General features: G+C 70.8%; 22 protein-coding genes. 14 read left to right on the plus strand and 8 right to left on the minus strand.

The features are described 5' to 3' along the window. Positions 1-188 precede the first annotated feature (188 nt). Positions 189-1,091 carry an SAM-dependent methyltransferase gene (locus tag D7V93_RS02785; RefSeq protein WP_120641869.1) on the minus strand — a complete coding sequence of 301 codons (903 nt, stop codon included), beginning with the start codon at positions 1,089-1,091 and terminating at the stop codon, positions 189-191. Next, complete coding sequence (locus tag D7V93_RS02790) at positions 1,088-2,428, minus strand: sensor histidine kinase (protein WP_341870905.1); 1,341 nt, start codon at positions 2,426-2,428, stop codon at positions 1,088-1,090. The genes D7V93_RS02785 and D7V93_RS02790 overlap by 4 nt, the downstream gene beginning before the upstream one ends. A gap of 233 nt (positions 2,429-2,661) precedes the next feature. Between D7V93_RS02790 and D7V93_RS02795 the strand changes: the two genes are divergently transcribed. Continuing rightward, complete coding sequence (locus D7V93_RS02795; RefSeq protein ID WP_120641871.1) at positions 2,662-3,279, plus strand: hypothetical protein; 618 nt, start codon at positions 2,662-2,664, stop codon at positions 3,277-3,279. 4 nt (positions 3,280-3,283) lie between these two features. Here D7V93_RS02795 and D7V93_RS02800 read toward each other — a convergent pair whose 3' ends face one another. Further along, positions 3,284-3,991 carry a class I SAM-dependent methyltransferase gene (locus D7V93_RS02800; RefSeq protein WP_120641872.1) on the minus strand — a complete coding sequence of 236 codons (708 nt, stop codon included), beginning with the start codon at positions 3,989-3,991 and terminating at the stop codon, positions 3,284-3,286. Positions 3,992-4,122: 131 nt separating this feature from the next. Here D7V93_RS02800 and D7V93_RS02805 point away from each other — a divergent pair, with 131 nt between their 5' ends. Next, positions 4,123-4,911, plus strand: a complete 789-nt coding sequence (locus tag D7V93_RS02805) for an alpha/beta fold hydrolase (protein ID WP_120641873.1) — start codon at positions 4,123-4,125, stop codon at positions 4,909-4,911. 47 nt (positions 4,912-4,958) lie between these two features. Then, positions 4,959-5,393, plus strand: coding sequence for a hypothetical protein (locus D7V93_RS02810; RefSeq protein WP_120641874.1), 435 nt, complete (start codon positions 4,959-4,961; stop codon positions 5,391-5,393). 7 nt (positions 5,394-5,400) lie between these two features. Here the strand turns inward: D7V93_RS02810 and D7V93_RS02815 are convergent, their stop codons facing one another. Together D7V93_RS02815 and D7V93_RS02820 are read right to left on the minus strand one after the other, a co-directional pair. Beyond that, on the minus strand, positions 5,401-6,111 hold the full coding sequence (locus tag D7V93_RS02815) for a molybdopterin-dependent oxidoreductase (protein ID WP_120641875.1): 711 nt from the start codon (positions 6,109-6,111) through the stop codon (positions 5,401-5,403). Then, on the minus strand, positions 6,104-6,763 hold the full coding sequence (locus D7V93_RS02820) for a cytochrome b/b6 domain-containing protein (protein WP_120641876.1): 660 nt from the start codon (positions 6,761-6,763) through the stop codon (positions 6,104-6,106). Before D7V93_RS02820 ends, D7V93_RS02815 begins: the two co-directional genes overlap by 8 nt. A 232-nt stretch (positions 6,764-6,995) precedes the next feature. Between D7V93_RS02820 and D7V93_RS02825 the strand changes: the two genes are divergently transcribed. From D7V93_RS02825 to D7V93_RS02840, 4 genes are all read left to right on the plus strand, one after another. Continuing rightward, complete coding sequence (locus tag D7V93_RS02825) at positions 6,996-9,620, plus strand: right-handed parallel beta-helix repeat-containing protein (RefSeq protein ID WP_147451016.1); 2,625 nt, start codon at positions 6,996-6,998, stop codon at positions 9,618-9,620. 224 nt (positions 9,621-9,844) lie between these two features. Beyond that, positions 9,845-11,737: a penicillin-binding transpeptidase domain-containing protein gene (locus D7V93_RS02830; RefSeq protein ID WP_120641878.1), complete on the plus strand. Its 1,893-nt coding sequence runs from the start codon at positions 9,845-9,847 to the stop codon at positions 11,735-11,737. A 32-nt stretch (positions 11,738-11,769) separates the two neighbouring features. After that, entirely contained in the window at positions 11,770-13,218 is a 1,449-nt protein-coding gene (locus D7V93_RS02835; protein WP_120641879.1) for a serine hydrolase, read from the plus strand. Positions 13,219-13,739: 521 nt separating this feature from the next. Further along, a complete protein-coding gene (locus D7V93_RS02840; protein ID WP_208722896.1) occupies positions 13,740-14,690 on the plus strand; it encodes a hypothetical protein in 951 nt (316 codons plus the stop codon). 107 nt (positions 14,691-14,797) lie between these two features. On the opposite strand, the gene D7V93_RS47260 is transcribed toward D7V93_RS02840, so the two are convergent. Continuing rightward, a complete protein-coding gene (locus D7V93_RS47260) occupies positions 14,798-14,920 on the minus strand; it encodes a hypothetical protein (protein ID WP_279636842.1) in 123 nt (40 codons plus the stop codon). A gap of 93 nt (positions 14,921-15,013) precedes the next feature. Here D7V93_RS47260 and D7V93_RS02850 point away from each other — a divergent pair, with 93 nt between their 5' ends. Then, the gene (locus tag D7V93_RS02850) at positions 15,014-15,586 is read left to right on the plus strand and encodes a glutathione S-transferase family protein (RefSeq protein ID WP_120641880.1); all 573 of its coding nucleotides are present in this window, start codon (positions 15,014-15,016) and stop codon (positions 15,584-15,586) included. Positions 15,587-15,849: 263 nt separating this feature from the next. On the opposite strand, the gene D7V93_RS02855 is transcribed toward D7V93_RS02850, so the two are convergent. Then, positions 15,850-16,452 (minus strand): imm11 family protein, encoded by a 603-nt coding sequence (locus tag D7V93_RS02855; RefSeq protein ID WP_208722897.1) that lies wholly within the window; start codon positions 16,450-16,452, stop codon positions 15,850-15,852. A 10-nt stretch (positions 16,453-16,462) separates the two neighbouring features. Continuing rightward, positions 16,463-17,755, minus strand: coding sequence for an AHH domain-containing protein (locus D7V93_RS02860; protein WP_120641882.1), 1,293 nt, complete (start codon positions 17,753-17,755; stop codon positions 16,463-16,465). Between the two features lie 65 nt (positions 17,756-17,820). Here D7V93_RS02860 and D7V93_RS02865 point away from each other — a divergent pair, with 65 nt between their 5' ends. The 6 genes from D7V93_RS02865 (at position 17,821) to D7V93_RS02895 (ending at position 24,436) form a co-directional block, all read left to right on the plus strand. Beyond that, complete coding sequence (locus D7V93_RS02865; RefSeq protein ID WP_244237074.1) at positions 17,821-17,949, plus strand: Imm52 family immunity protein; 129 nt, start codon at positions 17,821-17,823, stop codon at positions 17,947-17,949. 448 nt (positions 17,950-18,397) lie between these two features. Then, positions 18,398-18,946: an RNA polymerase sigma factor gene (locus D7V93_RS02875; RefSeq protein ID WP_120641885.1), complete on the plus strand. Its 549-nt coding sequence runs from the start codon at positions 18,398-18,400 to the stop codon at positions 18,944-18,946. Next, positions 18,943-19,650, plus strand: coding sequence for a hypothetical protein (locus D7V93_RS02880; RefSeq protein ID WP_120641886.1), 708 nt, complete (start codon positions 18,943-18,945; stop codon positions 19,648-19,650). Before D7V93_RS02875 ends, D7V93_RS02880 begins: the two co-directional genes overlap by 4 nt. A gap of 55 nt (positions 19,651-19,705) precedes the next feature. After that, positions 19,706-20,215 (plus strand): hypothetical protein, encoded by a 510-nt coding sequence (locus D7V93_RS02885; RefSeq protein ID WP_120641887.1) that lies wholly within the window; start codon positions 19,706-19,708, stop codon positions 20,213-20,215. Between the two features lie 4 nt (positions 20,216-20,219). Further along, positions 20,220-23,150 carry a CHAT domain-containing protein gene (locus tag D7V93_RS02890; protein ID WP_244237075.1) on the plus strand — a complete coding sequence of 977 codons (2,931 nt, stop codon included), beginning with the start codon at positions 20,220-20,222 and terminating at the stop codon, positions 23,148-23,150. Positions 23,151-23,233: 83 nt separating this feature from the next. Next, entirely contained in the window at positions 23,234-24,436 is a 1,203-nt protein-coding gene (locus D7V93_RS02895) for a GAF domain-containing sensor histidine kinase (protein ID WP_244237076.1), read from the plus strand. The last annotated feature ends 90 nt before the right edge of the window (positions 24,437-24,526 follow it).

Consider the following 24,526-nt stretch of genomic DNA (forward strand, 5'->3'; position numbering starts at 1 on the left):
CCACCAGCCATCGCTTGTAGTTCGCCATCTCCAAACCTCCCTTGGATGTGCCGACCCAAGGCTGGGAGTGACGGGGCGCGGGGGCATCGTCCCGGCCATCCGGGATCGCCGGCCCGCTCTCCCAGGTTGCCGGCGGAAGGGGGCTCGCCGTGCCGCCCGCCCTCGAGCAGGCGTCAATGCTCCAGGCGTCAGTGTTCGCGGCGCAGCACGAGCAGCGCGTACTCCAGGCTCCCATCCAGCAGCCCCTGCTGCAGCCACAGGTGCTCGCGCTGCGACTCCATCCGCACGGCGTTGAGCGCGGCGCGCAGGCCTCGCGCGTCGGTGGCCTGGGTCATGAGCTCGTGCACGAGCAGCTCCGACGTCAGCGTCCAGAAGCCCACCGCGCGCGAGGACACGTTGTCATGCACCTCCAGCTCCAGGCCCGCCTCCCGCGCGGCGGCGAGGAACCCGCTCACGCTGCCCAGGTGCGTGCGCCACGTGTCGCCGGACGGGTGCACCGAGCCGGGACGCACCCAGAAGCAGTCCGCGATGGCCAGCAGGCCGCCCGGCTTGAGCCAGGTGCGCGCGCCGCGCAGCCATTCCGCGCGGGGCACCGCGCACGCGTTCTCCACGCAGATGATGGCGTCGAAACATCCCAGGCCCCGCATGTCCTCCGCCGAGCACAGCCGGGGATGGATGCGGGCACCCACGCCCCCCGCGTGCGCGTACCTGCGCACCTGCTCCACGTGCGCGGGCACGCTCAAGAGCGAGGTCACCGTCGCCCGGTGCTCCTGCGCCCAGTACAGCGCGCCGCCGCCCAGGCCCGTGCCCACCTCCATCACGTCGCCGCCGTCCGGGAAGGGGTCCATGGCGCGCGCCAGCTCCGCCAACAGCGTCTCCTGGGAGGCCTTGAGGCGCTTGCGCAGCTCCGGCGCCGGCATGCCCGGGGGCGGCAGCCGGTCCACGAGGCCCGTGTGGCAGTGCACCCGGGGGCCAGGGCCGAAGCGGGCGAGTCCGCGCTCGGCCAGGGCCTCGTGGTAGGCCAGCACCTCGCTCAGCTCCGGATCCCGCTTGGCGGGGTGCTTCTCGTGGAGGGCGCTCAAGGCAGTCATTGGTACTCCCGGGGCAACAGGATGCGAAGCAGGGCACCGCCGCCCGGCCCGTTGTGGCGATGCAGCAGGCCCCCGCTGGCGCGCAGCAGGCACTCGCTGGTGTAGAGGCCCAGCCCCGTTCCCTGGGGCTTGGTCGTGTACAGCTCCTCCGCCGGCGCGTTGAGGCGCTCCGGGGGGAAGCCGGGTCCGTCGTCCTCGATTTCGACTTCCAGCCGACCGCTGAGCGGTTCGGTGCGCGCGCGGATGGAAACCCGGGAGGCCCCCTGTTCGCCATTGCCCTCGCAGGCATTGACGACCAGGTTCTCCACCACCCGGCGCAGCGTGAGCGGCCCGCCCCGCAGCAGCGCGCGAGCGGGGCCCGGCGGCTCCACCCGCACGTCGATGTCCACGTCCGGGAAGCGCAGGGCCACGTGGGCCTGCACGCACTCCAGCACCGGCCCCAGGGCCACGGCCTCCGGCTCCGCGCCGACGAAGCGGCGGCCCTTGGCGCGCACCTCCTTCACCATCTCCTGGATCTGCCGCAGGCTGTCCTGGAGCTGGCGGGCCTGGTCCGCGAACTCGGTGCGGGCCAGGGGGCCGCGCTGCGCGCCGAACGCGGCCATCAGGTCCGCCGCGCTGCCCGCGTGGAGCAGCGTCTGCTCCATGTCCTGGTGGTGGCGGAGGATCTCCGCCATCGCCTGGGTGAGCTGGCCCACGTCGCGCTCCTGCTGCTCGATGAGCTGCGCGTGCACGGCGGCGCGCAGGCGCTCCGCGTCGGCGCGGGCCTGGTCGTACCGCACGGCGAGGCTGCCCAGCGACAGCTCGGCGAAGAGGGCCGCGGGGCCCACGATGGCGAAGAGCACCCCGGGGTCCGGGCTCGAGCGCAGGGGCAGCGCGCACGCGAGCGCCGCGAGCGTGCCCACCGCGAGGAAGGGCTCGCGCCACGTCACCCGGTACTGGCGGCCGTGCACCGCGGTGGTGGCGACGAGCAGCGCGCCGAAGGCGAGCGCCCCGGGGAGCGCGGCGAGCGCCATCAGGCTCGCGAGGAAGAAGTGCAAGAGCGCCAGCCCCGGCAGCCGCCACAGCCAGCTGCCCGGCGTCAGCCGCGTGCGGCGCGCGTGCACCGCGCAGAAGGCCAGCCCGTTGACGGCGACGGGCACGAAGCACGCGAGCGCGGTGGAGAAGGGCAGGGCGAAGAAGCCGCGCACGCCCGGGGTCCACGCGACGAAGGCGAGCAGCGCGGTGCAGGCGAGGACGCAGCCCAGGCACGTCCCCGGGCGCTCGGAGGTGAGGATGCGGCCCGCGTCCTGCGCGCGCATCCAGCGGCGGAAGGCCGTCACCCAGGCGCTGGAGGACACGGGCCGGGCCTTCATGCGGACACGCGGGCGCAAGCCCCCGACGCGGTGGACTCCGCGCGAGGCCGGACAGGGCAAGGCCTGGACGAATGGCTGTCTTCGCGATGCGGCATGCTGGTCACCCCCCTGCACCAAGCACAGCCCGATGAGACAGAAGCAAAGGCGACCGGAGGCCCTCGGGTCAAACCGCGAGGCGCCGGCACTGTTGGCCAGTCCCCGTGATAGAGGGGCGCCCCATGCGTGACAGAATCCAGGCGGTGTTGCGGCAGCTGGCCGGGTCCTCCGAGGTGGAGGTGCGGTGGCTGCATACGTTGTCGCTGCTGGAGTTCACCGGGGCGCGGAAGATTTCGCGCACGGTGGCGGACCGGCACCCGACGCTGGAGGTGCTGGGGCACCTGGCGGACGAGACGCGCCACGCGTTCACCTTCAAGCGGCTGGCGTGCGAGGTGGCGGGCCGCGAGGTGACGGAGTTCCTGAGCCCGGTGGCGGCGGCCACGTGGTTCCAGTCGCTGGACCGGGAGCTGGCGGCGTGGGCCACGCAGGTGACGGGCGCGGCGGACGTGCACCTGCACTACCTGCTCACCACGGCGGTGGTGGAGCGCCGGGCGATGGTGCTCTACCCGCTCTACAAGGCGGCGACGCGGCACCCGGCGGTGCGCGAGGAGATGGGGCGGGTGGTGACGGAGGAGCAGGGCCACCGGCGCGCCATTGAGGACGCCTGCCACGCGCATCTCTCGAAGGTGGGCGTGACGCTGGAGCCCGCGCTCGCGCTGGAGGAGCGCCTGTTCGAGGCATTCCTGACCGTGCTGGAGAAGGACGTGGCGGCGGCGCTCGAAGGGGCTCGGGCGGCCTGAGCCGTCAGTCGTCGCCTTCCTCGCGTCCACCCGTGCCGGACAGCACCAGCGCGCCGCCCTTCCACGTCGCCTGGAGGTTGCGGGCCCGGCGCGCGCGCTTGCGGCTCAGCTCCACGCCCACCGCGTCCATGCCCAGCGCGTTGGCCACCGCGAGCGCGGTGCCGTGGCCGCAGAACGGATCCACCACCGTGCGCGTGTGCGTCTGCTCCAGGATGAAGCGGCACGCCACCAGACACGCGGCCATCCCCATGCCGCGCGTCCACGTCACCTCGCCGGGCTCCGGCAGCACGTCCGCGGTGGACTTCCCCGGGTCCGCCTTCAGCCCCCGGCTGAAGCACAGCAGGTGCGAGTACGCGGGCCGCCCGAACGTCACCGTCCCCGGCGTCCGGCGGCACACCACCTTGTGCCAGAGCGTCTCGCACCCCGCGGCCTCCGCCGCCTTGGACACCAGGTAGCCCTTGTCCACCCAGGCCCCGTCCTTCTTCACGTCGGACTGGTAGAACACCGCCACCCCGTCCTCCGGCACCCGCGACAACACCTTCGTCGCCGCCCCCACGAACCAGTCCTTCCACTGGGGCACCGTGAGCGACGGGAACTCCGACACGTCCGGCAGCGACGCCACCACCGAACAGCCCTCCAACACGGGCCGTGCGTCCAACCACGCCAACGCGTCCTCGCAGAACACCGTGCGCTTCGCTTGTTCGTCCGTCATTGCGCGCCGGAGTCTGCCAGAGCGCCCACCCTCTCCCACCTGTCATTTGGCCAACCCCAGTCGCATCAGGGCTTGCTACACTTCCTGTCTAACCCCGACTTCCAACCCCGTTCCTGGAGAAGGACTCCACCATGCACAAGACGACCGCGACCGATGGGACGACCCTGCACTACCGGGTGCTCGGGGATGGGCCGCGTTCGGTGGTGCTGGTGCATGGGTGGATGATGTCCGGGGCGGTGTGGGACGCGATGCTGGAGAAGCTGGACCTGACGGGCCTGCGGGTGGTGGTGCCGGATCACCGCGGCACCGGGTCGTCCGGGCGGCCGTCGTCGGGGTACTCGCTGGAGCAGTACGCGAAGGACGTGCTGGCGGTGGCGGACCACGCGGGCGCGAAGCGCTTCACGCTGGTGGGCCACAGCATGGGCGGGCAGATCGCCAAGTGGGTGGCGTCCGAGGTCCCCGCGCGCGTCGCGGGCCTGGTGCTGCTCAACTCGGTGCCCGCGTCGGGGCTGCCCCTGCCTCCGGACGCGGCCGGGCTGTTCCGCACGTCCGCGGGGGACCGGGAGAAGCAGAAGACCATCCTCGGCCTGGCCTGCAAGCAGCTGTCCCCCGAGTCCCTGGAGGGAATGCTGAAGGACGCCGCCGGGGTGTCGAAGGAGGCCATCGAGCAGTGCTTCGACGCCTGGACGGCGGGAGGGTTCGCGCACCGGCTGGCGGCCATCACGGCGCCCACGCTGGTGGTGGCCACGGATGATCCGTTCCTGCCGCCGCTGTTCCTGAAGCAGGCGGTGGTGGCCCCCATCCAGAACGCGCGCCTGACGCACCTGCCGGGGCCGGGGCACTACCCGCAGGTGGAGCGTCCGGCGGAGACGGCGGCGCTGTTGTCGGCCTTCCTCGCGGGCAATTCCGCGCAGGCGTGAAGCACCCGTCGTCGGACACGGCAGCAAGGGAAGCAGGAGAGCGCGCGATGGCCTGGAGCATGTCCTTCGAACACGACGCCGAGCACGATGTCGTCACGGCGAACTTCACCGACTGCATCCTGGTGACGGACGAGGACGTGTACCGCTGGCGCAGCGAGGTGGAAGCCCAGTTCGCGAAGTTCAACGGCCGGGTGGACCTGCTCATCAACCTGGACGGGCTGGTGGTGCGCCACACGGCGGGGCGCACCTTCGGCAAGGAGCGGCGCGAGGTGCTGGAGCGCAACACGCACCGCTCGTACCGCTACGGCGGCGACGAGATGACGCGCATCTTCATCAACACCAGCGGCGCCATCAACGGCGCCGCGGTGAACCACTACCCCACGCGCGAGGCGGCCCTGGCGGCGCTGCTGGCCGAGCGCGAGTCCCTGCGCCAGCGCGGCTTCACGCCCTTCAGGTCCAGCCTCCAGGGCGGCAAGACCTGAGCTGGAGCTACACCCCGGCGAACCACTCGTAGCCGCGGTCCTCCCAGGTGCCCCCGGTGGCCTCCGGGAGGAAGCTCACCTGGGTGAGGTACTTCACCATCTTGTAGCCCAGCTTCACGCCCGCATAGAGGCGCAGCGGCGCGCCGTGGCCGGGTGCGAGCGGCTGGCCGTTCATGCCGTACGCGAGCACCGTCTGCGGGTGCAGCGCGCTGGCGGCATCCCAGGAAGAGAAGTAGCCGCTGTCGAACGAGCGGAACTCCACGAAGCCCGCGCGCGGGTCGGCGCCCACGGCCCGGGCCAGGTCGCTCAAGCGCACGCCGTGCCACGACGCCACCGCGCTCCAGCCCTCCACGCAGTGGTGGCGGATCCGGTAGTCGGTGCGAGGCAGCTGCTGGAGCTCCTCCAGCGTGAAGGCGCGCGGTCGGGAGACGCTTCCGCCCACCTCCAGGCGCCAGCCCGCGGGGGCCACGGGCACGGTGTCGGAGATGAAGTAAGTGGGGAAGTCGCCGGGCGGGGTGAGCTGCTCCACGCCCTCCTCGGGCGCGAGCCGGCCGGGATGGAAGAGGGCTGCCTGCGCGTGCTGGTTGAAGCGCTCCATGACGCCGAGGAAGCCCTCGCGGGGGCGGCTGGAATCACAGGCGCTGGTGGTGAGCGCGGCGGCGCCCAGCAGCACGCGGCGGCGGGTGAGGAGGCGGCTGCGCGTCTCAAACTCAGACATGGGGCTTCCTTCCCCCGGTCACCATCTCCCCGAAGGTGCGCGGGTGCAGGGCGACGAGCACCACGTGGCCCACGGTGAAGAGGGCGAGCAGCGCGAGCACCAGCAGGTGCACCGCGCGCGCCGGGTCGTAGCCGCCGAAGAGCACGGTGAGCCCGCGGAGCTGCACGGGCTTGTAGAGGACGAGGCCGGAGAGGACGGACAGCGCGCCCAGCACGAGGGCCGACGTGTACGCCAGCCGCTGGAGGCCGTTGTAGAGCCCGGTCCGCGCGGGCGCGGGGCGCAGCCGCAGGTAGTACGCGAGCGTGGCCACGGCGTCGCGCGTGTCGCGGCGCGGGAGGAACAGGCGGCGGCGCCACTCGCCACTGAAGGCGAGGTAGAGCACGTACACGACGCCGTTGAGGGTGAGGAACCACGCGAAGGCGAAGTGCCAGTGTCGCGCGCCCGCGAGCCAGTCCCCCAGCCGCAGCCACGACGGGGGCACGGCGTCCTGGAACGGATAGAGGGCGTAGTCCCGGCCGCGCGGGCCCAGGCGTGGATACGCGACGAGGATCTGCAAGCCGCTGGCGGCGAGGATGGCGAGCAGCGGCACGTTGGCCCAGTGGGTGAGGCGGATGGGCCACGGCTGGGGACGGCGGGGCTCGGGCGGGTGCATGGGGTGGACCCCAGCATCGGAATTCGACGGGTGCATCCCGGGCGAGCAGCGGGCTGCCGCTTGGAGAACGCCCGGGTGGAAAACTCATCGGACAACGGACGGGGAGGCGGCCCCGGAGGGCAGGACGCACACCCCGCGCGGGTCGGGCGTGGCGCGCGGCTCACGGGTTGGACGCGTCGCGCGGCTCGTGATGGTGTTCCTGCTCACAATGTCTTTTCAGGACGGTGCTGCCATGAAGCGAACCCATGCGTTGCGGCTGGCGGGACTGCTGCTGCTGAGCACGTTCGGCTGCGTGGAGGAGGAGCCCGCCTTCGAGGTGGCTCCGTCCGGGGGCGTGCGGCTGGTGGTCGCCCTGCCGCGCTCGTTGGAGGCCGTCCCGGTGGCGGCGGTGACGTCCACGGTGACGCACGGCTCGGGGCCGGAGGAAGTGGTGCCGCTGGCGCTGACCCCGGAAGGCGGCGCGGCGTGGTCCGGTGACGTGGAGCCGGTGAGCTCGGGTGAGACGGTCGGGCTGCGCGTGGACGCCCTGGATGGCGCGGGCGCGGTGGTGGCCACGGCGAGCCTGGAGGAAGCGCTGCCGCTCTCGCTTCAGGGTGAGGCGCTGGTGGTGATGGTGCCGCATCCGGCGGGCGCGGTGGCGGGCCCGGGCAACACGGCACCTCGCATCCACGCGGTGGTGGCCTCGAAGGCCCGGGCGACCTTCGGCGAGGAGGTGCGGCTGCGCGCGTGGGCGAGCGACCTGGAGCCGACCGACACCCTCACCTACGCCTGGAGCAGCTCCACGGGCTCGCTCGACTGCACGGGCGCCGAGTGCACGTTGACGGTCCTCCCCGAGCCCTATGCCGGGCTGGGGTCCCATTCCAACCTCAAGGACGGGCTGCGGGTGGAGGTCCGCGTCACGGACGCGCGCGGCGCGGTGTCCACGCTCCAGTTCCGCATCGGGGCGGGCACCGTGGGCGCGGAGGGGTCGCTGGAGGACACGCGCTTCAACCGCTGGCCCGTGGTGCCTGCGGACGGGGAGCCCCGGCCGCTGGCCGTGGGCGCGCCGTTCCTCGTGCCGGCGGCGACCACGGACGAGGACGGGGCCTCGGATCCGCTGACGTATGCGTGGACCGCGACGTGCGATGGCACGTTCGACGACGTCACACGGGCCACGCCCGTGTTCACTCCGACCGCGGAGCCCCTGGGCTGTACCTGCCAGTTGCATGGCGCCGTGAGCGACTCCTTCGGGGGCAGCGTGGGGCACATCGTGAGCCTGTGCGTGCGGCAGAGCGCGCCGCCGGTGCTGGGCGCCACGTCGCAGTCGGCGCCGAGCGCGCGTGCGGGCGAGCGCGTGACCTTCACCGCGGCGGCGACGGATCCGCGCGGTGAGCCGCTGACGTTCACCTGGACGACCAACGCGGGCGCGGTGGGCACGGCGGTGGGGGACGGCACGACGAGCACGGTGGACTGGACGGAGCTGTCCTGCGTGCCGCCGGACGTGACGCCCACGGTGGAGGTGACGGTGACGAACGCCTCGGGCGCGAGCGTGCGCCATGCCTTCCCGGTGGAGTGGACGGACCGGCGCTGCGGCGCGCTGGCGGGCGCGTGCGCGTTCACGCTGGCGCCGGGGAAGGTGTCGCTGTCCGCGGACTGCGTGACACAGGGGCCGGTGTTCGTCCCGGACGGCTTCACGTTCGATGGCGCGGGGCACACGCTGACGGCGGTGGAGGACGCGGCCGCGGGCGAGCACTTCCAGGGCGCGGTGCTGCGCAACCGGGGCCCGGTGGCGAGCGTGCGCGGCGTGACGGTGACGGCGCGGAGCCTGTTGGACGTGTGTGACGCGGGCGCGTTGCGGCTGCGCGGCATCCTGCTGGAGGGCGCGACCGGCGCCATCGAGGACTCGGTGGTGGAGGCGCTGCACCAAGCGGGGAACCTGAGCGGCTGCCAGGAGGGCTTCGCCATCGAGGTGCGCAACGACGCGGCCGGCGCCGCCCAGGTGACGGTGGGCCTGAGGCGCAACCGGGTGACGGGCTACCAGAAGGCGGGCCTGCTCGTGGCGGGCAGGGTGGACGTGGCGGCCGAGGACAACGTCGTGGAGGGTGGAGGGCCGGTGGGCCACATCGCGCGCGTCGGCATCCAGCTCGCGTATGGGGTCTTGGGTCGGGTGGTGGACAACGAGGTGACGGGCAACGCGTACACGCCGGCCACGGACGCGGCCACCGGCATCCTGGTGGTGGGCGGCGCGGGGCGGCCGCTGTGCCACGACCTGCTCATCCAGGGCAACATGGTGACGGAGAACGACATCGGCATCAGCCTGTCGCAGGGGGAGGGCGGCTCCAGCGCGCCCTCGGAGGCCACGCGCATCCAGGTGCTGGAGAACGAGCTGAGCAAGGACACGCTGACGAACGGGGAGGGACCCGAACAGGGCTACCAGGTGGCCCTCTTCGACAACGGGGGTGCGAACCTGCTCAGCCGCAACCGGATCAGCGGTGATGGCTACGACCCGGCCGTCTTCCCGGACGAGGCGTTCGACGTGGTCGTGAAGACAGTGGGGGGCGAGCGGCAGGTGGCCTTCGCCACGCCGGCCCGCACCGTGGACGCGGGGGCCTGCTCCGAAGCGCTGGTGGTGCAGGGGCGGGACGCCGCGGGCAACCTGGCCTCGCTGGTGGATCCGGTGGTGGCGCTGGCCGCGTCGGACGCGGGAGCGACGTTCCACCTGCAACCGGATTGCTCGGACGCGGCGGTGGCGTTGGTGAGCCTCGCGGGCGCGCAGCGGGAGGGCGTCTTCTACGTGCGCTCCGGCGCTGCGGGCGTGGTGACGGTGACGGCGACAGGGGACGGCGTGAGCGCGACGCAGGAGCAGACGGTCCGCTGATCCGCGGCGTGCAGGCAGTTCTCGTCGCTCCACGTGCGCGCGGAGCGACGGGTGACCGACTGGCGGTCCGGGATGCAGACCGTCTGCTGAACCGTGGCACGAGGGCGACCCTCGTTGCTCCGAGTGCGCATGGATCGTCGGGGTGCCCGACTGGCGGTCCGGGTGGGAACGACGGACGGCACAACGCATTCGCCTCGTGAGGACGGGCGCGGTACACGGGGCGCGTGCTCGGACGGACGGTCATCACCTGGGTGGGGCTCTGCCTCCTGCTGCTGCTTTCCGCGTGTGCGCCGCGCGCCGTGAGACGGGGTGTGCCCGGTGGGCCGGAGGACGTGGCCCGCGTGTACCTGGAGGCCTGGACGCGCAACGACCTCGTCGCCCAGCACGGGATGCTCGTGGAAGCGCCCGCGGACTTCGATGCGCAGCACGCGAGGTGGCGGCAGGCGCTGGGCGTCGTGGCCTCGCGCTTCGAGGGAATCGACCTCGAGTCCGAGGACGAAGTCGCCGCGGTGGTGGTCTTCCGCGCGGTGCACACGCTGCGAGGCCTGGGGGACTGGGAGGTGGAGTCGCGGCTGCGCTTCGAGCGCCGGGGGAAGCGCTGGGTCGTGCGCTGGACGCCGGAGGTGTTCCACCCCGAGGCGCGCATCGGAGACAGCTTCGGGCGCCTGCGAGCCTGGGGGCCGCGAGCCGCATTGCTCGACGTGACCGGGGCGCCGCTCACCGTGCCCGGAGAGGTGATCAGCATCGGGGTGTACCCGGGGCGGGTGCGGGACGGCGCGGCCGTGGCCCAGGCGCTCCAGACGCAGCTCGGGCTGGATCCCACGCGGGTCCAGGCGGTCCTGAGGTCCGGGGGAGCGCAGCCCGAGCAGTTCCTCGCGCTCATCGACGTGCGACCGGAGCGCTACCAGCAGGTGCGGCCCGTGCTCGCGCCGGTGCCGGGCATCTTCTTCCGCAAGAAGACCGCGCGCCTCACCCCGGCGGAGGGCTTCGCCGCGCACACGCTGGGACGGGTGGGCGAGGTGACGGCCGAGGCGCTCCAGGCGCTGGGCCATCCCTATCAAGCAGGGGACCTCGTGGGCCTGTCCGGCCTGGAGCGCGCACAGGAGCGAACGCTGGCCGGAAGCCCCTCGGGAGAGGTGCGGCTGGTGCGCCGCTCCGGAGAGAGCGTGGTGCTGCACCGCTTCGACGGCGCGCCAGGGACACCCGTGCGCACCACGTTGCGCAGGGAGGTGCAGGCGGCGGCGGAAGCAGCGCTCCTGGACGTCACGCAGCCCTCGGCGCTGGTCGCGGTGGACACGGCGACAGGCGAGGTGCTGGCGGTGGCCAGCCGACCCCTGGGCGAAGCACTGCACCGCGCGCTGACGGGGCGCTATCCCCCGGGCTCCACGTTCAAGGTCGTGACCGCCGAAGCGCTGCTCGCGAGCGGCTTGAAGCCAGACACCCGGGTGGACTGCCCGGTGGAGGCGGCCGCGGGCCGCAGGCGCTTCCGCAACTTCGAGTCCGAGGCCTTCGGCGCGTCGACCCTGCGGCAGGTGTTCGCGCTCTCGTGCAACACGGCGTTCATCCAGCTCTCCGCGAGGTTGAACCGCAGCGCGCTGGAGGATGCGGCCCGGCGCTTCGGCTTCGGCGTCCGCTACGACGTGGGGCTGCCCTCGCCGGGGGCCACCTTCCCGGAGCCCCAGGACGACGCCGACCGGGCCGCGGCATCCATGGGGCAGGGCAGGGTGCTGGCCACGCCGCTGCACATGGCCACGGTGGCGGCGGCGGTAGACACGGGCCGCTGGCACGCACCGCGCCTGCTGGCGGATGCGGAACCGGGCCCGGAGGAGTCCCTGCGCGCGGGCACCCCGGAGGCGCTCAGGAACCTCATGCGCGCGGTGGTGATGGAAGGCACGGCGAAGTCCGCGGCGGGCATCCAGGGGCTGATGGGCAAGACGGGAACGGCGGAGTTCGGCACGCTGGTCCCGCCGGAGACCCACGCCTGGTTCATCGGCCTGCGGGGCGGCATCGGCTTCGCGGTGTTCGTGGAGGGAGGGGGCGTGGGAGGCCGCGTCGCCGTCCCCCTCGCGACGCGCTTCCTCCAGGAGCTGGACGCAACGCAATCGTCCGGGCGCTGAAGCGTGTGTAGGCTCATGAGCGGAGAGACCGAATGAACTGGAGCCCTGTGCGCCTGCTGAGCCTGTTCGCCGCGTTCCTGCTGTTCACCCCCGCCGCCTTCGCTGCCGCGCCGAAGCCGCAGGAGTTGGATCGGCTCATCACGAAGTACCACCAGCTGCGCCAGTTCAACGGCGTCGCGCTGGTCGCGGACGAGAAGGGGGTCATCTTCAAGAAGGCCTACGGCTCCGCGAACTTCGAATGGCAGGTGCCGAACACGCTGGACACGAAGTTCCGCATCGCCTCCATCACGAAGCAGTTCACCGCGATGGTCATCCTGCAGCTCGTCGCCGAGGGGAAGCTCAAGCTCGATGACACGCTCGTCACCCTCCTTCCCGACTACCGGAAGGACACGGGCTCCCGCGTCACCCTCACCCACCTGCTCAACCACACCTCGGGCATCCCCAGCTACACGAACGCCCCCGGCTTCTTCGAGAAGAACTCGCGCCTCCCGTCCACGGTCGCGGACTTCGTGAAGGCGTCCGCCAGCGGCGACCTCGAGTTCGAGCCCGGGTCCAAGTTCGCCTACAACAACTCCGGCTACTTCCTGCTCGGCGCCATCATCGAGAAGGTCACCGGCAAGACGTACGCGCAGGCCGTGCAGGAGCGCATCTTCGACAAGGTCGGGATGAAGAACTCCGGCTACGACGTCCAGGCGACGGTGCTCCCCAAGCGCGCGAGCGGCTACGAGCTCCGGCCGGAGGGCTACATCAACGCCCCCTACCTGGACATGGGCCTCCCGTACGCGGCCGGCTCGCTGTACTCCACGGTGGAGGACCTCTTCCTCTGGGACCGGGCGCTCTACCAGGACACGCTGCTGCCCGCGGCGCTCAAGCAGAAGATGTTCACGCCGGGCCTGGGCGACTACGGCTTCGGCTTGTCCATCAGGAAGGTGAAGCTGAGCGACGACAAGACGGAGGTCGCCACCATCAATCACAGTGGCGGCATCAACGGCTTCAGCTCCTTCATCATCCGCGTTCCGGAGCGGAAGGAGGTCGTCATCCTCTTCGACAACACCTCGCGCGGCGACAAGATCCAGACGATCTCGACGGACCTGCTCAGCGTCCTGCATGGCCTCACGCCCCGGCCGCCCCGGCTCGACGTCCGGGAGCTCTTGAGCGCGATGCTCGCCAAGGCGCCCGTCGCGGAAGCCATCGCGCGGTACCGCGACCTCAAGGCCACGAAGGCGGACGCGTATGACTTCTCCGAAGGCCAGCTCAACAGCCTGGGCTACCAGCTGCTGCGCTCCGGGCGCGTCACGGACTCCATCGAGATCTTCAAGCTGAACGTGGAGATGTACCCCAAGAGCGGGAACCTCTACGACAGCCTGGGCGAGGCGTACCTGGCCCACGGGGACAAGGCGCTGGCGAAGGTGAACTACAGCAAGGCCGTGGAGCTGGACCCCACCAACACCAGCGCCGCCGAAGTGCTCAAGAAGCTCTGACCGCATGCCAGGAAGCGTTGCGTCTGACAATGAACCTGGGTCGTGGCAGACAGCTTTCACTCGAATGGAAGGGAGGGCATGCTTCTCGCGTCCCCCTTTCGTGTGGTGAGGAGTCCTCGCATGAAGCCTGTCCTGAGCGTCCTGGCTGCTTTGCTTGTCGGTGCTGCCGTCGGGTGTGGAGTAGGCCTTGATGAGTCTTCGGTAGAGGCTTCGGTCGACAAGGGGGGGGACGTCACGCAGTTGGCTGTCTGCGGTGACGGGGTATGCGCACCCATCGAGCGGAGGACTTGCTACGTCGACTGCGGCCCCTACGAGTCCTGCGGCGACCATGTCTGCTGTGATGGCGATACGCAGCAGAGCTGCCCCGAGGATTGTACCCGCGGGGACTTGGGGTATTGCTACAAGAGCTGACCCCTCACGATGAGGGCTCGATGTGGCACGGCGCGTCAGTGTCATGGGATGCCCTTGAACTGCGGGAATGGAGATACAATCCGTGTGCCCTCTCCCGAAAGGCACACACCATGTCCCGTCGTTCTCTCTCCCGCGCGGCGCTCGCCGCGGTCGCCACTCTTTTCTCCGTGGGCTGCGGCCCCATTGACGCGGAGCCCTCCGCGGACACGCTCGTCACGCGCGGCGACGCATTGTCCTCGGTGTGGTTCCATTACGACTTCCGTGCGGACAACTTCAGCACGAACAGCCAGTGCAACAACGGCGTCAACGTCGCCGAGAGCAAGCGCCTCGGAGAGTGGACGACCCGCGTCAAGCTCGACACGGATTCCCGGGGCGGCGGCTGCCTGCAGACGTTCGGGGTTCAGGACCCCGCGAGCGAGTTGTCCGGCCTGGCGCTCTTTGTCGAGTTCCGCGGTGAGGCGAACCTCTCGGGCGACGGCCAGTGCGACACCCCTGGGCTCCGCGCGATTCCGGTGACCCCCAGCGGCCCGTCGCTGGCGAGCGCCTGGGGCATCGACACCGACCAGCGCTACAAGGGGTGCGTCCAGACGCTCAGCCTCACGGGGCGCAGCGACGTCGCCCTCGACGTGAAGTTCGAGGACCAGAACTACAACGGGCAATGCGGGAACACGGGACTGCACACCGTCACCTCGACCCACCCCGTCTCCATCGTCATGGACATGGATGACCGCGCGGGGGGCTGCCTCCAGAGCTTCCGGCTCCGCAAGCTGTCCTGTGGCGACGGCGTCTGTGACGCGGGGGAGGCGTGCGAGGCCGACTGTAGCTACTGCGGTGACGGGGTCTGCAACAGCTCGGAGACCCAGCTCTCCTGCGGCCAGGACTGCGGGGGGAGCTACTGCGGGGACGGGGTCTGCGATGTGGGCGAGTTCTTGTCGTGCCTCGCCGACTGTGGCGGCGGTCCCGTCTGCGGCGATGGGCTCTGTGACCCGAGCGAGTTCGGGTCGTGCAGCCTCGATTGTGGTGGCATCGAGTGCATCAAGAACTGCTCGGGCCAGCTCTAGCCGGCGCTGAGCCCAGGCCTCCCGGGTGATCGGGAGGCCCGCTGGGGCTCGGGGGCAGGGCGCGAACGCCGTCGAAGGCTTTGCCTGAAGGAAGCCAAAGCCCGTCTTCAGCTCACGCTGCCCAGCCCGCGCAGGCCCCAGTCGTTGAGCTGCACGACGAGTCGCACGCACGCCAGGGCCAGCATCAATGCCTCATTCCCGCTTGGCGCACGGCCAGTCCATGCCTGCATCGGGCCGCTCTCCGCCGGGCGGCGCCTGATCCCCTGCGAGAATCGCGACCATTCTGCTAGGGAGGGCTGGCAGTCCTTCCTGGAGGTCCCTGGATGAAGCTCTATTTCAATCCCCGGAGTCGTGCGGTCATCGCCAAGTGGATGCTCGATGAGTGCGGCGTCGAGTACGAGCTCGTGCCCATCAGCTTGGAAAAGAAGGAGCACAAGGCGCCGGAGTTCCTGAAGATCAACCCGGCCGGCAAGCTGCCCGCGCTGGAGGATGGAGCGACCCGGCTGTTCGAGAACGCGGCCATCTGTCTGTACCTGGCCGACAAGTTCCCCCAGGCGAAGCTCGCGCCGAAGCAGGATGCACCGGAGCGCGGCCGCTACCTGTCGCTGATGGTGTACTCGACGTCCCAGCTGGAGCCCTCCATGGGCGACCACCTGATGAAGACGCCGACGGCACCCCAGCGCGGCTGGACGGACTTCGAGGGTGCGCTGAACGCTGTCGAGGGCGAGCTGGGCAACGGGCCCTACCTCTTCGGCGACTGGTTCACCGCGGCCGACGTGATGATTGGCTCCATGTTCATCTGGATGCGCATGTTCGGAGCAACGTCTGGCCGTCCAACGATTGACGCCTACGTGGACCGGCTGCTGGCCCGTCCCAAGGCCATGAAGCTGGGCTGACGCGCTACGGGGCCGCCCCAGGTACTGGGCGGCCCCGCTCGTCGGTCCTGACGGCGGGTGGATCAACGGTCAGGTGCTGCGCGCCAACGGCGGCATCGTCTGAAGCCCTCCTGGAGCTTCCAGTGGATTCGGCGCGCTTGCCGCAGTTGCGCATGCAGGAGTGGGGGCTGGTGTTGTGGGGTGTCATCCACCAGCGTGCGGGGTGGAACGCCGCCGACCTCCGTGCCTCTATCTACGGCACACCAACACTGAACGCCTTCTACTCAGGCACATTGCTCAGCGGGTCCTCTATCGGGTGCCGTCACACGCTCGAACGACACTCCAAGGTTCCCGACCCTTTCGAGTGCGTCCCTGACTTCCTCTGATACGACGAATGCCGTCTTGAATTTCTTCGGCCGCAAAACATGCGCGCCATCAGCCTTCGAGGGATCAATACGCAGGCCGTAGATCCAGCGGTATTCGCCTGCATATTCGGGAAAGAGATCCTCTTCGGAGTAGTGCTGCACTTCTCGGCAATTCGCTTCATCAATGCAATCAGCCACCTTGGTTGCGTTGACGACGAAGTACCGCTCGGATTCCCCCTCTACCGATACCGGAAATAATTGAACATTGTCGGGAGCAAGTGTCCTGAAGACGATCGCGACCGCTTCACTGATGATGGGCACTTTCTCTATCACAGAGAACACAAACGTGCGCTTCTCACCAGGATGTGAAATCTGGGACTTGATGGGGCCAGGGTCTGGAAGGACGCGACCCTCTCCGAACATCCAAGGCTCATCGAACGCGCCACCAGAGGCCGGTACAGGAGTCGTGACGACCCACTGTGACACATCACCGGTTCTGACCCAGTAATAATGACGTTCCACCGCACCCCTCCTACTTCACAATGAAACTTCGCAACGGCGAGCCCGGCGTAAGAAGCTCATTGGCAATCTTTGCAAGCTCATTCACCAACCTGGACCGACAAGTCTCAGTCGTCCGGCATCGCTCTACGGCACGTTCAAGACGCTCTACCACCTCTCGATGGTATCGCTCGGGGTGAGGCCCTTCATGACCATTGAGGCGCACTTTGTTTACAACGTCTTCGAGGGTCATCCCGGCCTTCTTGAAGACGTCCTCGCATCTCGGTGTCCAAGGACCGCCGGTAACAGCGGAGAGGGTGTTCTTGTTCGTGCAGATGTGATGAACCGGCCCTTTGGCATCGCCCGGAAAGCGCCCGTCCGAGTACATCGCTACGGCGGCAGCAGCCCCTGGAGCTATCGCCACGTTCAGTACGCCAGCGGCGGGCAACGCGATTGAAGTCACGCCACCGTTCAGCGCTGCCCCGAGCTGGAAGCCGCCCTCGGCCTGCGCGCGAATGGCAGCCTGCGAGAAGCCCGGGAGCTTGGGGCCCTGGGCCGCCATCGCGTCCCTTCCACCAAGCGCTGCGGTGACGAGGAGCACCAGGACGCGCGTGCCGTTCGTCCCCAACACCCTGCCGAACCGGTGCCCGATGTCCTGTAGCTCGATGACGCTCATTGCCTTGCCCGCATCATCCCACAACCGGACGAAGCCTCGCCCCATCTCCCAGACCGGCACCACTCCGAGATAGGCCACCATCGCCGCCGTCAACGCCACCGCGATGGCCTTGGTGACCGGTTCGGGAAGGGCCATGGTGAGGAGAAGGGTCAGCGCGGCCGACGTGACCATGGCCTTGAGCGCGGCCGGGTTCAGCATCTTGCCCACCTCGGCCTCGACGCTCTCCCACACGGTATCGAGAGCGAATGACAGGGCCATGAGTGTCCGGTCCTTGCGCGAGAACGTCAGCCCCGTCCCGCCCACCAGGGACAAGCATCCGTCCGGATCGGGGCAGATGCGCGCGTACAGCGACTCAGGTGAACTCCCCGAGCCAGGATCCGCGAGTCCTTTTGAGGATGCGAGCAGGGTCCTGGATCGCACCCAGCCTCGCTCGTCCGCCTCTTCAGCCTCTCGGAATGCAACGTCCATCCGCATGTCGAGGATGAGCTGTGTGAGGGCAGCCTTGAACTCCGCCTCGTTCACCTCGACCGGATCAACGTCCACCGATTCATGGGTGACTTGCTGACCATTCCCAACATCTACATGGACAACGCGGGTGGTCGCACATCCCGCCGCAAGAAGCAGCAGGGAGACTACTGCAACTAACCTCATGGAATCCCCCGAAGGCGCCCCTGAGAGGCAGGAGGCGCGGCATCCTGACTTTGGGGTCTGACAACTTGAAGGGCACGTTGATCGTCCTGACGCCGGAGCGCTTCACCGTGTGCATCCCGGAGCACGTGGCGCTGGCCCGGCGCGTGCGCGAGTTGCTGGCGGGTGCCGGGCTCATGCCGTCCATGACGCGCTGACCGCCCCTCCTTTTCCTCCCAGAGGGGGTGAGGGGAAAAAAGGGGGACTTCCGTTGGGTGGGGGCAGGCGCGAAACCGCGAGGCCGTGACGGCCGCCGGGCGCCCCCTTCCAAGGAGCAGCACCATGCCCCCGCGTCTTCGTCCCGCCGCCCGGCTCACCGCCGTGGCACTCGCCGCCGTCAGCGTCAGCGCCTCCGCGGACTGCCCGTCTCCGCCGCGGGTTCGGCGGTCACCACCACCTGGGTGGGCGCGCGCTTCGTTCTCACCGCGGTGCGCCTGACGACGACGGGCGAGGTGCGGTTGATTGCCTGGGACGCGAACCTTCCGTAGTGGGCGGACGGTTCCCCTGGAGCCCTGCTTGCTCCAGGGGCGATTTGCCCCGCTCCGCCTTGCCGCCCAGGAGGGTTTCAACGACCATCGACGCCCTTTTTCCCGGAGGCGATGCATCTTGGAGCTGCGACACGGCCCCCTCACGGCGGGTGCATCGCCGGACGCCGGGCTCGAAACGCTGCGACGCGACCTGGGCCGGGCCCTGGCCAGCGTCTGCCCTCCGTCCCTCGCGGACCGGCGGGAGGACCTGTTGCAGGTCGCGATGATGCGGGTGGTGGAGCTGCGCAAGCGCGACCCGGGCCACGCGCAGATGTCTCCCGCGTACCTGTACCGCGTCGCCTACACGGCGCTCATCGACGAGCTGCGCCGGGTGAACGCACGCAAGGAGGTGGCGCTGGACGAGGTGGAGCGCGCGCCCGTGCAGCCCGTGGCACCCGGAGACCCGGAGCGTTCGGCCGGCGCCGCGCAGATCGCCCGCGCCGTGCGCGACTGTCTCCAGGGATTGGTTCAGGACCGTCGGCTGGCCGTGACGCTGCACCTGCAGGGACACACCGTTCCGGAGGCCGCGGAGCTGCTCGGCTGGGAGAGCAAGCGCACCGAGAACCTCATCTACCGCGGACTCAGCGCCCTGCGCGCGTGTCTCTCCACGAAGGGAATCACGCCGTGAGCGAACGTCGCCCCGAGGATGACTCCATCGACGCCGCGGGGGTGGAGCGGCTGCGGACGGCGCTGCGCGACGACGACGCGCAGGCGGGGGCGCCGGTGGACGCGGACCTCGTCTGGCGCGCCGTGACGCAGGACCTTCCGGCCGAGGAGCGCCGGGCGGTCATCGAGCGTGTCGCGGCGGATCCGGCCTGGGCCCAGGCCTGGCGTCTGGCGAAGGCGATGTCCCAGGCGGCCTCGCAGGCGGACGCACCGGCGAAGGTGCTGTCGCTGAAGGACCGGCGCGAGCAGCGCCCCCGCTTCTGGCAGGAGCGCCCCGTGTGGGGTGCGATGGCGGCCATGCTGGTGGTCCTGGTGGGCGCGGTGGTGGTGGTGCGGCAGCAGCAGCAGGTGGATCCGGACCGGATCCGGGGCGGCGCGGCCGAGGCCATCACGTCGGAGGTGCCAGAGGCGACGGCGCTGCCTCGCGACCGCTTCGTGCTGCGCTGGAGCGGGGTGCCCCAGGCGACGCACTGGAGCGTGCAGGTGTCGTCGGAGGACTTGAAGCTGTTCCACCGCGCGGAGCGGCTGGAGCAGCGGGAATACACCGTGCCGGCCTCCGTGCTGGCGGAGCTGCCCGCGGGAACGCGGGTGCTCTGGCAGGTCGAAGCGCGGTTGCCGGATGGCAGCATCCGGCGCGGCAGCACGTTCGTGAACCGTTTGCAGTGAGCGCGTGAAACCACGCGGTGGGCAGTCCATTCAAAGACATGCGGAGGGGGATGTGATGAAGACAAGCAATGCGGTGGGTGGCTGGGGACGTGCGTTGGCGGTGATGACGCTCCTGTGGGGACTCACGGCGGCGGCGCAGGTCTCACCGCCCATGCTGGTGATGACGACGGTGCCGGTGTCGGGTGTGGCGAGTGACCGGGTGATTGCCTCCGTGCTGGACGTGGGCGTGAGCCAGGGCGGTACGTTGACGGTGACGTTGCGCATCCTGGCGGCCAATGGCGCCGTGCTCGCGGAGATCACCGGCCCGGTGACCGAAGGGGTCCCCTTGCGCCTGAGCGCGAACGCGCCCTCGTCCGCCGGGGTCCGTGCGCAGCTCCTCGTGCCGCCCAACACCGAAGCGCTGGCCGCGGGCGTCCTGGTCCTGGAGCGGTTGCCCGGCGGCACGCGTCCGGTGGAGCCGCCCCCCCTCTGCAGAATTCCTCTCATCTACACCATCGACCCCAGGGGCGGCACGTCCGAGCCCACCACGTCGCTGTCCTGCTCGTACCTCTACATCCGGAGCTGACACGGTGGCGGGTGGGCGACGGCGCCTGGCGTGGCTGGGATGGCTCCTCCTCGCGGTGGGGCTCCTCCCGCACGCCCTCGCGGTCGCCGCCGAACCTCCGGAGCCTCCGGAGCCCTCCGCGCTCGCCCGGTGCGAGGAGGGCTTCGTCGCCCATCCGGCGGGTTCGGAGACGGCGCTGTGTTTCTTCCGGGAGGCCCAGGACCTGGGGCGCCGCGACGAGGCCCGGCGCAGGCTGCGGGGCCTCATCGCGAGCCACCCCGAGCGCCCCTGGCTCCTGCTGGTCCTGGGCTACGTGGAGATGCTCTCCGAGCCACGGCTGGCGGAGGACTCCTATCGTCGCGCGGCCCTCGCGTTCCGGAAGCAGGGGGACGCGGAGGGCGAGGTGATGGCGGGCATCAACCTGCGCAACGTGCTGGGCGTGCTGGGCCGGACGGAGGAGGCGCACACCTGGGTCCAGCGGGTGGGGGAGGTGGCGCGGGCCTCCGGTGACGCCCAGCTCCAGGTGCGTGCGCTCATCCTGGAGGCCTCCGAGCTCTCCGACCTGGGACAGGACCTGGGGCGCGCCTATCGCCTCCTCAAGCGCGCGGAGGCGCTCGCCTTCCCCGGGGGCAGCGACAGCGTGAAGAAGCAGCTGCTGAACCCCCTGGCCACCGTGAGCGCGAACCTGGGGCACTTCGACGAGGCGCAGGATGCCTATGCGCGGCTCGCGGAGCTCGCGCGGAGCACCCGCGACGTGGGCACCGAGGCCCGGGTGCGCTTCGCCTTCGCGAACCTCGCGCTCCGGCGCAACGAGGAGCGTCCCGAACCGGGAGGCCGTCCGGCGCTGCTGCGCCTCGCCCGGGAAGCGCTCGCGGCGGCGAGGAAGGCGGGGAGCAAGGCCTTCGAAGCGCAGTCCCTGCGCATGGTGGCGGAGCTGCTGGGGGACAGCCCGGAGGAGCGGAGCGAGGCGGACGAACACCTGCGGCGCTGTCTGGACCTGGCCCTGGAGGCGAAGCTGCCCGAGCGGCGCATCGCCTGTCTGTGGACGCGCGCGGAGCGGCTCGCGGGGGTGGATGCCATTGCCGCCGAGCGTGACGCGGACGCGGCCCTGGCGCTGGCCGCCGAGCACGACAACCCGCGCTACCTCGCCTCCGCGTGGCGGGCGCGCTCGATGGTGGCCTTCCGCACGCGGCCCCTGCCGGAAGCCCTGCGACAGGCGGAGCGCGCGTTGGACGCGGTGGAGGTGCTGCGCCAGTTGCAGAAGGACGCGTCCAGCCAGGCGGAGCTGTTCTCCGGCTGGGCCAATGACTATCACCGGCTCGCCGGGCGCACGCTGGAGGCCGGGGAGACCTCCGCCCTGCCGCCCCGCGAGGCCCTGGAGCGCGCCTTCGCGGTGAGCGAGCGCCTGCGGGCGAGGACGCTGTTCGAAGCGCTCGTCGCCTCCCGCGCGCTCGCAGTCGGCGCGGACGCACCGGAGCGCGGAGAGGAGCGGGCCCGCGTGCTGCGCGGCCTGTCCGCCACGCAGCGGAGGCTGCTGGAGACCACGCTGCCCGCGTCCGAGCGCACGCGCCTGTTGGGTGAACTCCAGGAGCTGGAGCGGCGGGAGCGCGAGCTGCGTCCGGCGCCCCGGCACGACGCCGTCCAGTTCGCCTCGCTTTCGCGGACCGAGGAGGGCCTGGGGGAAGACGAAGCGCTGCTCGTGTTCCTCGTGGGCATGGACCACGACCTCCAGGGTGAGCGCGCGGGAGGCGCGTGGGTGCTGGCGGTGACGCGCGGGGGGACGCGCGCGTACCGCATCCCGGAGCGTGCGCGGCTGAGCCCCGCCGTGGCGCTCCTGTCGGGGCTCATCGAGCGTCGGGATGGTTCGGAGGCCGGGGCCGCCGCCGCGCTGTACGCACAGCTCCTGGCGCCGGTGCTGCGGGAGCTTCCGCCGAGCGTGTCGCGCCTGCTGCTCGTGCCGGATGGGCCGCTGCATGACCTGGCCTTCGCGGCGCTGCGCGAGCGCGCGGACGGGCCTCCGTTGATCTCCCGCTACGCGCTCGCGCGGGTGCCCTCCGCGAGCCTGCTGCACCACTGGCGGGAGCGGTCGGAGCCGCCACCGGCGGGCGAGGCCCTGGTGCTGGCGGATCCCGACCGCAGTGGCGCCCCGGCGGGCACGACGGTGGTGGCCTCATCGCGAGGCGGTGTGTTCGGGGAGACCGCGAGCCTGGGCGCGCTCCCCGAGGCGAGGCGTGAAGGGCGCACCGTGGAGGAGGCCCTGGAGGGCACCGACGTGCGGCCCCGGCTGCTGGTGGGGACGGAGGCGTCGGAGCAGGCGCTGAAGGACTCCCGGTTGGACGGCGTGCGCATCCTCCACCTGGCCGCGCATGCCGTCGTCGACGTCGAGGCGCCCGAGCGCTCCGCCCTGGTGCTGGCCCCGGGCTCCCCGCAGGAGGACGGCCTCCTCCAGCCCCGGGAGATCGCCGAGCTGCGGCTGCGGGACGCGCTGGTGGTGCTCTCCAGTTGTCGGGGCGCGTCCGGCGCGCTGCTCGCGGGCGAAGGGGTGTTGAGCCTCGCGAGGGCCTTCTTCGAGTCCGGCGCGCACGCCGTGGTGGCGAGCCTGTGGCCGATGCGCGACGCCGAGGCCGCGTGGCTGCTGGAGCGCTATTACAGACATCTGGCTTCAGGGCAGGGGGTGGCCTCCGCCCTGCGCTCCGCCCAGCTCGAGGCGCAGCAGGATGGCCAGCCCGCGGCGGCGTGGGCAGGGGTGGTGGTGATGGGGGATGCCGCGCTGGTGCCCGTGCGGCGGGCCGGCACCGCGGCGGTGGGAGTCCCGGGGCAGGGCGCAACCTGGGCCCTGGCCTTGCTGGTCTGTGTTCTCGTCGTGGCCATCGGCGGGGGTTGGTGGCGCCGGTCGAAGCGGGCCGCGCCCGCCTGGCCGCCGGAGGATCGAGGAGAAGGGCGAAGGGGTGGGTAGCCCCTGGTGCTCCGCATCGCCACCCTTGCTGCGTGAGCGCGCTGGAGCCGGAGAATGAGAGCAACCCACGGGAGGATCCACGGTTGCAGGCCCTGGAGAGCCTGCTGGCCCTTCCCGCGGCCGAGCTGCGGCCCACGCTGAACACGGCGGGCCAGCTCATCTCGGAGCTGCTGCACGCCGACAAGGTGGATGTCTTCCTCATCGAGATGAGCACCCAGTGCCTCGTCGCCTTCGGGACGAGCGACACGCCCATGGCGCGGTTGCAGAAGGCGCTGGGTCTGGACCGGATGCCGCTCGCCAACGGAGGGCGCGCCGTGCAGGTGTATGAAACGGACACGCCCTTCATCACGGGCCGCCAGGAGGAGGATCCGGAGGAGCTTCCCGGCATCAAGCACCGGCTGGGGGTGCGCTCCTCCCTGATGGTGCCGTTGCCCATCGGCCAGGAGACCCGTGGCGTGTTGGGCGTGTCGTCGGCGAAGAACGACTTCTTCACCCGGGACGACCTGCGCTTCCTGGTGGCCGTGGCGCGTTGGGTGGGCATGGTGGCCCACCGGGTGGAGCTGTCGCAGGAGCTGATGAAGCTGGCCGTGAAGCAGGCGCGCCGCGCGGCGGCCGAGGAGCTCATCACGGTGCTGGCCCACGACATGGCCAACTACCTGCTGCCGCTCCAGGCCCGCATCCAGCTCATCCAGCGGAGGGCCGCGCGCAAGCAGGACCTGGAGGACCTGCGGGACGCGGACGGCGCGGCCTCCTCGCTGCGCTCGCTCACCCGGCTCATCCAGGATCTGCTGGACGTGGGGCGCCTGGACCAGGGGCTCTTCACCCTGCGGCCGCAGCCGGTGGACGTGGCGGCGCTCGCGCGAGAGGTGACCACCACCGCGAACACCCCCGGCCATCCGGTGGAGTACCGCGGGCCGGAGGAGCTGGTGATGATCGCGGATCCGGAGCGCCTGCGTCAGGTGCTGGAGAACCTGGTGGCGAACGCGCTGAAGCACTGCCCGGAGGGGCTGCCGGTGGGCATCGACGTGCAGTCGCAGAACCGCCCGGAGGGGCTGTGGGTGCGCCTCGCGGTGACCGACCAGGGGCCGGGAATCCCCGCCGAGCAGCTGCCCACGCTCTTCGAGCGCTTCGCGAAGGGGCCCGGCTCCACGGGGCTGGGAATCGGCCTGTACCTCGCGAGGCGCCTCGCGGAGGCGCATGGCGGCACCCTGGAGGTGACCTCCAAACCCGGGGACGGCACGCGCTTCGAGATCGCGCTGCCGGAAGCACCGCCGTCCACCGGGTAGCGCGGCAGGCAGGCGTGGGCACACAGGAGGAGCCGATGTCTTCGGTGGAGCCAGCGGGGCTGGGACCGGCGCCGCACTGAAGATGTTTTG

Source organism: Corallococcus llansteffanensis (genome assembly GCF_003612055.1).
Lineage (GTDB): Bacteria > Myxococcota > Myxococcia > Myxococcales > Myxococcaceae > Corallococcus > Corallococcus llansteffanensis.